General features: G+C 28.7%; 13 protein-coding genes. 3 read left to right on the top strand and 10 right to left on the bottom strand.

Annotated elements, in window-relative coordinates; genetic code table 4:
* The first annotated feature begins 41 nt into the window (after positions 1-41).
* Entirely contained in the window at positions 42-494 is a 453-nt protein-coding gene (locus tag ACXYRQ_RS03465; RefSeq protein WP_458614827.1) for a hypothetical protein, read from the top strand.
* The gene (locus ACXYRQ_RS03460; RefSeq protein ID WP_458607547.1) at positions 460-1,167 is read left to right on the top strand and encodes a hypothetical protein; all 708 of its coding nucleotides are present in this window, start codon (positions 460-462) and stop codon (positions 1,165-1,167) included. The genes ACXYRQ_RS03465 and ACXYRQ_RS03460 overlap by 35 nt, the downstream gene beginning before the upstream one ends.
* Here ACXYRQ_RS03460 and ACXYRQ_RS03455 read toward each other — a convergent pair.
* The 7 genes from ACXYRQ_RS03455 to rpsF all read right to left on the bottom strand — a co-directional run bounded on the left by ACXYRQ_RS03455 (position 1,164) and on the right by rpsF (position 6,224).
* Complete coding sequence (locus tag ACXYRQ_RS03455) at positions 1,164-2,231, bottom strand: DNA-methyltransferase (protein ID WP_458614826.1); 1,068 nt, start codon at positions 2,229-2,231, stop codon at positions 1,164-1,166. The genes ACXYRQ_RS03460 and ACXYRQ_RS03455 overlap by 4 nt on opposite strands.
* Positions 2,232-2,451: 220 nt before the next feature.
* Complete coding sequence (gene rplL / locus ACXYRQ_RS03450; protein ID WP_458597510.1) at positions 2,452-2,823, bottom strand: 50S ribosomal protein L7/L12; 372 nt, start codon at positions 2,821-2,823, stop codon at positions 2,452-2,454.
* Positions 2,824-2,863: 40 nt separating this feature from the next.
* Positions 2,864-3,367, bottom strand: coding sequence for a 50S ribosomal protein L10 (rplJ, locus tag ACXYRQ_RS03445; RefSeq protein WP_435129389.1), 504 nt, complete (start codon positions 3,365-3,367; stop codon positions 2,864-2,866).
* A gap of 220 nt (positions 3,368-3,587) precedes the next feature.
* Positions 3,588-4,874, bottom strand: coding sequence for an HAD family acid phosphatase (locus tag ACXYRQ_RS03440; protein ID WP_458614825.1), 1,287 nt, complete (start codon positions 4,872-4,874; stop codon positions 3,588-3,590).
* A gap of 88 nt (positions 4,875-4,962) precedes the next feature.
* On the bottom strand, positions 4,963-5,223 hold the full coding sequence (gene rpsR / locus ACXYRQ_RS03435) for a 30S ribosomal protein S18 (protein WP_458597513.1): 261 nt from the start codon (positions 5,221-5,223) through the stop codon (positions 4,963-4,965).
* Positions 5,224-5,240: 17 nt separating this feature from the next.
* Positions 5,241-5,798 (bottom strand): single-stranded DNA-binding protein, encoded by a 558-nt coding sequence (locus ACXYRQ_RS03430; protein ID WP_458607551.1) that lies wholly within the window; start codon positions 5,796-5,798, stop codon positions 5,241-5,243.
* A gap of 9 nt (positions 5,799-5,807) precedes the next feature.
* Positions 5,808-6,224, bottom strand: a complete 417-nt coding sequence (rpsF, locus tag ACXYRQ_RS03425; RefSeq protein ID WP_458597515.1) for a 30S ribosomal protein S6 — start codon at positions 6,222-6,224, stop codon at positions 5,808-5,810.
* A gap of 358 nt (positions 6,225-6,582) precedes the next feature.
* Here rpsF and topA point away from each other — a divergent pair, with 358 nt between their 5' ends.
* Positions 6,583-8,421, top strand: coding sequence for a type I DNA topoisomerase (gene topA, locus ACXYRQ_RS03420; protein ID WP_458614824.1), 1,839 nt, complete (start codon positions 6,583-6,585; stop codon positions 8,419-8,421).
* 54 nt (positions 8,422-8,475) lie between these two features.
* Here the strand turns inward: topA and fba are convergent, their stop codons facing one another.
* The 3 genes from fba to argS all read right to left on the bottom strand — a co-directional run bounded on the left by fba (position 8,476) and on the right by argS (position 11,346).
* Positions 8,476-9,342, bottom strand: coding sequence for a class II fructose-1,6-bisphosphate aldolase (gene fba, locus ACXYRQ_RS03415; RefSeq protein WP_458597517.1), 867 nt, complete (start codon positions 9,340-9,342; stop codon positions 8,476-8,478).
* Between the two features lie 8 nt (positions 9,343-9,350).
* A complete protein-coding gene (gene rpoE, locus ACXYRQ_RS03410) occupies positions 9,351-9,608 on the bottom strand; it encodes a DNA-directed RNA polymerase subunit delta (RefSeq protein ID WP_435129364.1) in 258 nt (85 codons plus the stop codon).
* An 82-nt stretch (positions 9,609-9,690) separates the two neighbouring features.
* Positions 9,691-11,346, bottom strand: a complete 1,656-nt coding sequence (gene argS, locus ACXYRQ_RS03405; protein ID WP_458614823.1) for an arginine--tRNA ligase — start codon at positions 11,344-11,346, stop codon at positions 9,691-9,693.
* Positions 11,347-11,369: the final 23 nt, after the last annotated feature.

Raw genomic sequence — 11,369 nt, 5'->3', positions numbered from 1 at the left:
ATATAAGAGAGTTAAATAATCAAATAAAAAATCCCACTTAAGTGGGAAATGCAGGAGCACAAAAGTTTGACTTAATTCTCTTTTCTTTCAACGGTTTTTCTAACATTATATACAGAAGAAAAGTGTTGAATACCATTAAAAATATCAAATCAATGATGCATCATAATTCAAAATTCATCTTCACTCTACATAATATGTTTTCTACAAAAGAATATACGCAATTTTGAATGAGAAAACATATATATAAATTACCCTTATTTTCAAAAGAGAAAATATTAACTAACATTCATTATGACACTAAAATTAAAAATCGTTTTTATACTCCCGATGATATTAAAACCTTAATGAATCAAAATGGATTTATAATTAACGAATTATTTAACAGAGATGATAGATTAGAACCGAGATGGGTTTTAAATATATCAACAAATTGTACATTCTATATCTGCTCATTATCTTATGAACAAACAACAAATCCAATCCTTATTTGATAAGCATTTTAAATCAATTGGTAGTTATTTTACATCAAAAATAACTACCAATCAGATAAAACAAGATATTTATCATTGTCCAAATGATATTTATGAATATGTTTATGGATGTATAAGTAATACTAAAAACATCAGATATGGGTATTTTCTTGAAGATGTTATCAATTTTTTCTTATTTGAAAATGGAGCAACTTTAAACAAAAATGATCAAACATCAAATATTGATTTAGTCTTTGAGATGAATAATACTATTTATATCGGTGAAATCAAAATCAGAGATAATCATGATAGCACCAAAAAACGTGGACAAATTCAAAATTTAATGTCAAAAGTAACTAATTATTCAAGTTCTTATTCAAACATTGTTGTTTTGCTTTATTTTATAGATCCAAGTCAGAACAAAAATTATAATTTTTATAAAAATGAACTAAATAAACTCCAAGATCATTTAAATCTTAAAGATGCAAAGGTTTTATACGGTGATCAATTATTTGAATATTTAAACTTATCAAAACATTGAAATACTTTAAAGCAACAAATTGTTGAATTTAATCATGAAATAGTGAGCAATAACTATATAAACACTCTTATCTTTGAACACATTATCAATACAGGTGATTTAGTTAAAAAAATCGATCAAAGAATTTTAAAAATTTTAAAATATAGACAAGATTAATTTTCTTGTCTATATTTTTCGCGAAGCGAAGATAATTTTTCTCCTTGATAACTTATATTCTCTCATGCATTTGTTGGTTTATTAAACAACTTTTTACAAAGCGCATTTGGGGTATATCAAACATTATTATATAAAATTTGTCCTTGGTTATTAAAATATAAATCCTGTTGGAAATTATAAATTCTTATCGGAATTTTTATATCAAGATAACCATTTGAAATTAACTCTTTAAAAGTAACTTTGTTAGGTTTATGATCATATATTGCAAATTTTAAATCATTGTGATCATTATCTTCTGTTACAGATGCAAGTCTATCGACACTTGCTTGATAATATTTTGGATCTTGCTCAAAAGCAATATAATTTCTACCAAGTTTTTTGGCAGCATGTGCTGTGGTCCCGGTTCCCGAAAAAGGATCTAAAATAACATCACCCACATTAGAAGTGGCTAAAATAATTCGTTCTAATAACACAAGTGGTTTTTGAGTCGAATGAATTTTTTTACCATTTACATCTTTTAAGCGTTCATTACCATTACATATTGGAAAACGTCATATGGATTTCATCTGTAAATTACCATTTAGATGTTTCATTGTTTTATAATTAAAGGTATACTTAGCATTTTTAGTTTTAGTAACTCATAATAAAGTTTCTTGTGCATTAACAAATCTTGTTCCAGCAAAGTTTGGTACAGGATTACTTTTTTCTCAAACAATTTCTTTAATTATTCATGCCCCTAAATCTTGTAATAAGTATCCTAAACGATGAATATTTTGATATGAACCAATAACTCATAGAGAACCACTATCTTTTAAAACTCTTAAACTTTCTATTAGTCATTTTTTAGTTTCAGTATCATAATGTTCTAATGACTCATATTTATCTCAAGCATCATTAACTCCATCAAAAACACTTCCATCATATCGATATAATTGTTTTTGCAAATTCATATTATAAGGAGGATCAGCAAAGATTAAGTCAATACTTTTATCTGGTATTTGTTTAAACAAGTCAAGGTTATTTCCTAGATGAATTTTATTTATAATTTTTTCTAATGAATTCATATTTATATATTATAAACTATAAATAATGAATAAATAATTAACTTATTAAATGTCTGAAAAAATTAAAAATTTATATGAAAAATTATTATTTTCTTGTTTTTGATTTGATATTGTTATAATAAAAATATAGTGATAAGAAATTATAAAGCAGAAAAAAAGATTAACATAATTAGTTGTTAATCTTTTATTCCTACTTTAAAACGGTATTAATGTTATTTCATTATTCTACTGAAACTTCTGCACCAGCAGCAACTAATGTTGCTTTAATTGATTCAGCTTCATCTGAGTTAACATTTTCTTTAACTACAGCAGGAAGTGCATCAACAACTTTTTTAGCATCCATAAGTCCAACACCTAAAACTGATTGAACAGCTTTAATAACTTGAACTTTCTTTCCACCATCTGATTTTAATACAACTTTGAAACTTGTTTTTTCTTCAACTGCAGCTTCTGCTGGGGCAGCAGCTACTGCCATAGCGGCCATTGGATCAATTCCGAATGCTTCTTTCATTGCTTCTACAAGTTCCATTACTTCTTTAATAGACATTTCTTTTAATGATTCTACAAATGTTTCTTTAGTTAATTTTGCCATAATATATTCCTTTCGTTTATTTGATATTTTATTTATTATATTATTCTGTAGCAGGTAAATTTTCTGCATACATTTTAAGTGCCATACCTAGTTGTTGTAATGGTGACATCAATGATCTTGCAAGAATAGCAAGTGCTTCATCGTATGTAGGTAATGTCGCAACATCTTTAACACCTTTAGCATCAACAACTTTACCATCGAAGGTTCCGGCTTTAATTACCATTAATTTATGTTTTTTAGCAAATGCTGTAAGTAATTTTGCTGCTGACATTTCATCGTTTTTTGAAAAAACAAAGATGTTTGGACCTACAAGAAATTGGTCTAAATCACCTAAACCTGCTGCTTTTGCTGCAAGTTTAAATAAGCGATTTTTATATACTTTAACTTCAACACCTAATTTAGTAGCTTCATTTCTTAAATTTTCTAATTCAGAAACTGACAAACCACGGTATTCAGCAAAAGCAAGTGCTTGTGATTCTTGAATCTTTTGTGAGATTTCTAGAACAACTTCTCTTTTAGCTAACTTAAATTTTGATTCTGACATAATGCCCCCTTTCGCATAATTAAGCAATACAAGAGCAATCTTAAGGATACACTCGGTAACATAATTAAGCAATTTTGCCGTTACTGTCTTGATGTATTGCTAAGTAATTATATTAAAATAGTAAAATTATGTAAATTTTTTTATTTTCTTTTTTTTGCTTATATATAGTATAAAAAATTAATATTTTAAAAATCACCCAATTGATGATTTTAAAATTGACTTATTTTGCTTTATTTTGAGTTGTTTCATTTGCTTTCTTATTAGGATCTCAAGTAAATGGTTTTAAAGCTTCATAAATAGCTTTTTGAGCATCATTTGGTTTTGTTGCAACATTTTTATAGTAATCTTTCATTATACCACTTTCAAAACCTCCATATGATGAATTACCACCGATTAAAACATATGACTCTGATCATGCTTCATTTGATGCAACCGGATTTCCATTGTCGTCTTTGGTAAACATAACACCTTTAACATTTGCATCAAAGTTACCAAATAATTTACCTGTTTGTTCTAAAACACCTTTACGATCTTGTTTTTTATCATTTTCTTTATTTTGATTGATGTTTAAAAGTCCATGACTAGCAATATCGTTAAAATCATCAAAGTTATCCCCAATACGCATTACAGTTTTTAAAGCAACATTATTTCCGAAACTACCATTATCAGAGTTTTCACCTGATAAATCTCATCCTTTACTATTTACAAGGTTCATTCTTGCTTCTTTATTAGAGTTAACAACTTTTTCTTTATCAACTTCTTTTTCAACTGTTTTTTCACTTCCGTCTGCTTGTTTTTCAGTAACAGTTACTTTTTCTTTTACAACATTACCTTTTGAATCTTTAACTTTAGTTTTGTCAATTGCTGTTCAAGGTTTAGCATTAGATAAGTCTACCCCTTGCATTCAGAATGCTCATTTAGGTAGGTATTTAGCATCTAATCCTGCTTTTTCAAGATTTGAAATAGTTGCATCTAATTCAGTTGCTTGGTCACGATTAGAATTATACATTACAACTCCACCGTGATTTCATACATATTTAATAAAATCAATTGCGCCAGCAATTGCTGTTGATACTTCATCAGTAACAAATTGATGTCATGTTTTAGGACTAAATGAAAGTCCATTAGCAGTTAAATAATTTTGATATCCAAAATTATTTAAAATGGTTTCATCGATATCCATAAATACAACCGGAATTGCTTTACCTGTTTCTGGATTAGTAACAGTTACTGATTTATCTGTTACCTTTACTTTATCAGTATCAAATAATGTTTTTTGTCCTTGCACCATAGCATCAAATTGTTTTTGTGCCGAACGGTATTGTCCTAATGTCATTGCATCTTTTTCAGCCGAAATGCTATTTCAAATGTTTGAATTTACTCTGATGCTTTTAAAATCAATTTTAGCATTTTCGTGAGTTTCTGGATGACAAGCAACAGCAACAGTTACTGATGCAACCGTTGCTGAAACTGCTCCTAAACTTAAGAATATTTTTTTAAATTTCATTAAATCTCCTTTTAATGTTAATATTCTTAATTATATTATTTTTTTATAAAAAACACAGCTGTTTGCTGTATTTTATTGGGATATTATATTATTTTGATAAATTACGTGTGCGAACGATTGTATAAGGCATTAAGGCCATAAATCTGGCTCTTTTAATTGCATTAGCAACCTTTCTTTGGTGTTTTGCACAAGTTCCGGTCATTGATTTTGATTTAATTGATCCAGTTCCAGAAATATATTTGAATAATAATTCAACATTTTTAAAATCTACATAATTAACTTTTTCTTCACAGAAAGCACATACTTTTTTTCTATTTGAGAAGTTCTTTTTACGTTTAATGTAAGCCATAAATCTCCTTGGTTTAACTAAAATATATCAATATCATCATTAACATCTGATTCTAAATCACCTAAATCGTGTAATTTTTCTTCAATTGGTTTTTTATTTGGGTACTCTTCAACTACAGGATTTGGTGAAAATGACTGTGATGATATTGGTTCAACTTTTTCCGGTGAATAAGTATTTTTTGGATATGAACTGGTACCAGTAAATGGACTAGTGCCAATAAAATCATCAGAAGAACGATTTTTAGCACGTTCATCAGTAACACGTTTTGATTCTAAGAAGTAAAAAGTATCTAAATGCACATCCAAACTTCTGATTGTTTGATTCGATGTACGTGACTGATAAGAACTTGATTGTAAATTACCTTCTACAGCAATTAAGGTTCCTTTTGGAACTGAATTTTTTAACAAAATTGCTGAATGTGAAAATGCAACAATAGGAATAAAATCAGTTATTTCATTGCGACTTTGGCTTCTGCGTGTTACTGCAAGTGTAAATCTTACTCAAGCAACACCTGATGATGTAGTATTTAATTCAATATTTGTAGTTGTTCTTCCGATTAAAATTACTCTGTTCATAATTACCTTTTACTTATTTATAGATGTTTCAGCTGGTTTACTAACTCTTGGACGTCTTCTAGGTTTTTCACTTTCCTCGTTAACTTTAACTTCTCTTTTTACATATGTTCTTTTTGGTTTAGATTGTTTTACTTCTTTTTTTGGATGCATCCCTCTTTCAGTATCTAAGTTAATTAACAATGTTCTTCAAATATCTTTAATAATATTTGCCCGACGGGTAAATTCTGCAGGTGCTTTGGCATCTGCCTCTACATGTGCTAAAACATATTGTGCATGTTTTGATTTATTGATTTCATATGCTAATTCGTGTCTTTCTAGTTTTTCAGCTTTTTTTATACCCTTGCCGAAAACTTCTGAAAGCAAGTCAAAAGCAACTTTTACATCCGCTTTTGGATTCACGATCATCATAATTTCGTATTTAAACATTTTTCTCCTTATGGTCTTTACTGGGCTAAATTTGCCAAGGAGTATCTAATATAATACTCATAATTAATTTTATCATTTTCTTGTGTTTTGTTACTATAATATAAATTAAATTTATAGACAGGTTGCTTTATACTTTATATTCTTATAATCCTGTATCAAAGGGATAAAAGTTCTGTAATTTAGTGTTATTTGTAAATTTAAATTTTACTCAAATAAAAAATTTACAAATAATTGTCATTAAAATATTAAATTGTAATATTTATTATTGCATAAATCAACAAAAATTTATAGAAAGTGATTATATAAATTTCTATAAATTTTTAAATTTTTCTTGCAAAATATTGTATTATTATTGAATATGAAAAATTTAGTAATAGTCGAGTCCCCTAATAAAGTTCAAACCATCCAAAAATATTTGGGTGATGAATATAAAGTAGTTGCTTCAGTTGGACATTTTTTGAAAATGAAAACCGAAGGTATTTATGGACTTGGAATTGATTTTGAAAATTGAGAACCAAAATATTCATTAGATTCAACTAAGAAAAAGGTAGTAAAAGATATTAACGAGTTAGTTAAGCAAGCAGAACATATTTATATTGCAACTGACCCAGACCGCGAAGGAGAAGCAATCGGAAGTCATTTGATTTCCTATTTTAAACTTGAAAACAAATATTCAAGAATAAAATATAATGAAATTACCAAGGATGCTATAAAACATGCGATTCAAAAACCAAACTCACTTGATAATGATTTAGTTGCTGCACAAAAATCACGTCGTATGCTTGATCGCATTATCGGTTTTAGAGTAACTAATTTAATTAAAAATAAGTTTAAAAATTCTCCCGGCACACCTACTGCAGGACGTGTGCAGTCAATTGCTCTAAAATTAGTTGTAGACCGTGAACGAGAAATACAAGCTTTTATCCCTGAAAAATACTATAAATTAAATGCAAAACTTGTTAATAATGAAGTTTTAGCAAATTATTTCAATCCAAAAAATGATTCAGAACATCGTGATTGAATTTATCCGAGTCAAATTGATCAATATAAAGCTGATATTAAAAAAACTAAGAAAATTTTAACGGTTACTGATATTAATGTTTCCAAACGTAAAATCGGTGCTATTACCCCACTAAAACAATCTGTTTTATATAAAAAGAGTCCGTTTAGTGCTGCAACAACCCAGGCTATTGTGCAAAGATTATATGAAGGTTTTGGTGACGGTGGATTAATTTCTTATCCAAGAACCGATTCAACCCGTATGTCTGCTTCATTTGTATCAAATGCACAAAGTTATATAACTACAAAATGAAGCAAAGACTATGTAGCTAGTGAAATAAAAGGATTTAGTGGTGACCAAGATGCTCATGAAGCGATTCGACCAACTGATGTATCTATGACACCGCAACTACTAAAACAAACATATCCTAATATCAGTGAATCGGAGTTAAGAATTTATAAGTTGATTTACGAAACCACCTTGCAGGCACTAATAAAACAACCAATTCGTGAATCAAAAGCATATACATTTGATAACAACGGATATCAATTTCGACAAACTTATTCAAAAGTTATTTTCGATGGATATTATGTAGTTTCTGGTTATGAAAATGATAACAAAGATCCAAATTATAAACTTCATCAGCAAGTAGATGTTGAAAGTTTTAATTTTGAAGATCATGAAACTAAGCCTGCTCCGAGATATAATGATGGTAGTTTAATTGAAATGCTTGATATTATCAAAGTTGGGCGACCTTCAACATTTGCTTCAACTGTTAATATTATTAAAGATCGTGGATTTGTTGAAACAAATTCAACACAACTTATCCCGACTGATTTTGGAATGAAAGTCAATGATACATTAATTAAAGCTTTTCCAGATATTTTTAACGAAAAATACACCGCAGCAATTGAAGAAGATCTTGATAAGGTAGCCGAATCACAACTAAACAAGAATCAATTAATGCAATCTTTTTGAGATAATTTTCAAAAAGAAATTGTTAAAGCAGAGGGTAAAATTGATGTTGTGCAATTTAAATTAGAAGAACTAAAACGTCCTTGTCCACTTTGCAGCGGAACCTTGCTGATTCGTAATAATAAAAAAGGTCAAAAATTCATCGGTTGCAAAAACTTCCCTAAATGCAAACATGCAGAAAGTTGCACCGATGAATGTAATCCTATCGAACAATCACAGTAATGTGATTTTTTTATCCCGGGACCAAAGGGATAAAAAAAACTAACTTTCGTTAGTTTATGCTTTATTGTTTGAACCAAATTCATAAATTTTATCACGAACTGTTTGACACATTGCATCATAACCTGGTTTGTATAATTTACGTGGATCAAAGTTTTTACCTTTTAAATCTTCTCCAGATATGATGAATTCACGAATTGCTTTATGATTTGCTTGTTGTAGTTCGGTATTAACATTAATTTTAGTTACACCTAAAGAAATAGCTTTTTTAATTTGTTCACTTGGAATTCCACTGCCTCCATGTAATACAATCCCTATTCCTGCTGCTGATGAAATTTTAGTTAAAGTTTCAAAACTAAGTGATTTTCAACTTGCTGGATATGGTCCGTGAATATTTCCGATTCCGGCTGCTAAGACATCGATTCCGAGTGTTGCCATCTTACGAGCTTGTTCAGGATCAGCGAATTCTCCGTTTCCTACAATCCCATCTTCTTCACCCCCGATGGTTCCTACTTCAGCTTCAAATGACATATTTTTTTCTTTTGCTAATTCAACTAATTCCTTGGTTTTTGAGTAGTTTTCTTCAAAATCAAGATGCGATCCATCAAACATTAATGAAGTGTATGCTTCGGTAGCAATTGCTTTTTTTGCTCCTTCAAATGTTCCATGATCTAAATGTAATGCGACTGGAACACTAATATTTAAATCCTGAACCAATCCTAACATCATTCCTGAAACAACATTAAATCCACCCATATATTTAATTGCTCCTTCAGAAGTTGCAATAATCACTGGTGATTTTTCAGCCTCAGCTGTTAAAAGCACAGCTTTTGCTCATTCAAGGTTGTTAATATTTATATGTGGAATCGCATATTTTCCTTCTTTTGCTTTATGTAGCATTTCCTTTGCATTTACTAATGGCATAATTCTCCTTAATTTGCAGCTCTTCAGCTACCATCTATGTTTCTGTGAAATCTTTTATCTACTGTTAACAAACGATAAAGCTCACCCATTTTGGTTTCACGAACTTTTTCATAAGGTAAATTAGGTTCACCTTTGACAAATCTAAAGTATCAGTTATCCTTTAATTCTTTTTCAACTGCATCAAAAAGTTCTGCGAATGTGAATGAATAAAGTGGATTAGAGTTAACTTTTTCAATCGCTACTTCTAACATTGTAGTATTTTTCATAATTTCTCCTTTTTTATTTTATATATTTATTTGTTTTTTTTAAATATTTAATCACTTTGATTATAACAAAATATGGAATCAATTACATTTGCTCAGGTGCATTTACACCCATTAAATCTAAAGCAATTTTCATTACAATTCTTATTGATTCAATCATTGCTGCATATGATTCTTCTTGTTCATTTGTTTGAATATATGTTTGTTCATAAAAACTGTTAAATAATTTTACCAAATTAAGCAAATATTGACTTAATAAATTTACTTTTGATGTCACAGAAATCGTTTTAATTAAATCTGAAAATAAATCAAGTGTTATAATGATTTTTTTAGCCTTATCAGTAAATTTGGCAGTGTTATTTAAATGTGGTTTTTTAATCTTCTTAAGTAACGAAACAATGCGTGAATAAGTGTATTGGACTAAAAATACAGGGTTATTTGTATCATTTGAATTAGCATAATCTATATCAAAATCAAATTTATTTGATATTTCTCTAGTTAGCATCATAAAACGAATCGCATCAGATGAACTTACATCTAAAAGGTCTGCTAAAGTAACTGATGTCCCTGCTCTTTTAGACATTTTAAATTCACTACCATCTTTTATCAATCTAACTAGTTGAATAATTAGCACTTCTAGATTTTTCGGATTATATCCTAAACACTGAAAAGCGATTTTCATCCGAGCAACATAACCAGAATGATCTGCACCTCAGATGTTTATTAAACGACTTGCTTTTTTTATTTTAGTCAAATGATATGCAATATCAGGTAATAAATAAGTATTACTTGCATCTGATTTAACTAACACACGATCTTTATCATCACCAAAATCACTAGTTTTTAAAAATAATGCACCATCTTTTAAATATGTATATGAAGCTAATTTTTCCAATACTGGTTTAATCATATCTTGCTCATATAGAGAATTTTCAGATGTAAAAGTATCAATATGAATGTTAAGTTTTGCTAAATCATCTTTTATTTTATTCAACAATATCTCAACAGCAAGGTTTTCAAGTTCACTACGTTTATTTGTATTAAGATCCAAAAAGTAATCATTATAACTTTCTTTAACCTGCTGTGCTACTCATATGATATCATTACCTTGATAGCATTCATCTGAGATTTTAAGATTTTTACCAAACAATGCTGCATAACGCACATATAATGAATCAACTAAGATATTAATTTGATTTCCGGCATCATTTATATAATATTCAGATTCAACATTATATCCAATATGCCTTAAAACATTAATTAAAGTACTTCCAAAAACCGCACCACGCACATGACCAACATGCAAAAAACCTGTCGGGTTAGCAGAGACATATTCTACATTTATCTTTTGTCCATCTACTTGATTTTTTGCATACAAAGATTTTTGCTCTAAGATATTTGATATTATATAAATAAAAGCAGAATCATTTAAAACAATATTTAAAAAACCTGGTGGAGCTATATCAACTTGATAAATAAATTTAAATGAATTTGCTAACTTTTCAACGAGACATTCTGCTATTTTCATTGGATTTATTTTTTTATATGCTTTTAAAACAAATGCTAAATTAGTTGATAAATCATATCTTTTTGCAACCGAACTTGTTTTTACAGGTAAATTAGGTTCACCTAAGATAAAATTTAAATCATCTGCATTAAAATCTACATCAAAATAATGTGATTCTTGTAGTTTTTTAACAATATTAATTAATTCTGCTTTTATAAGTTGTGTTAATGTCATTTATTTTCCTTTATATATTTAAA

The organism is Mycoplasma sp. 394, assembly GCF_054353895.1.
The sequence above is the reverse complement of the archived record's forward strand: the minus strand, read 5'-3'. Positions and strand labels throughout refer to the sequence as shown.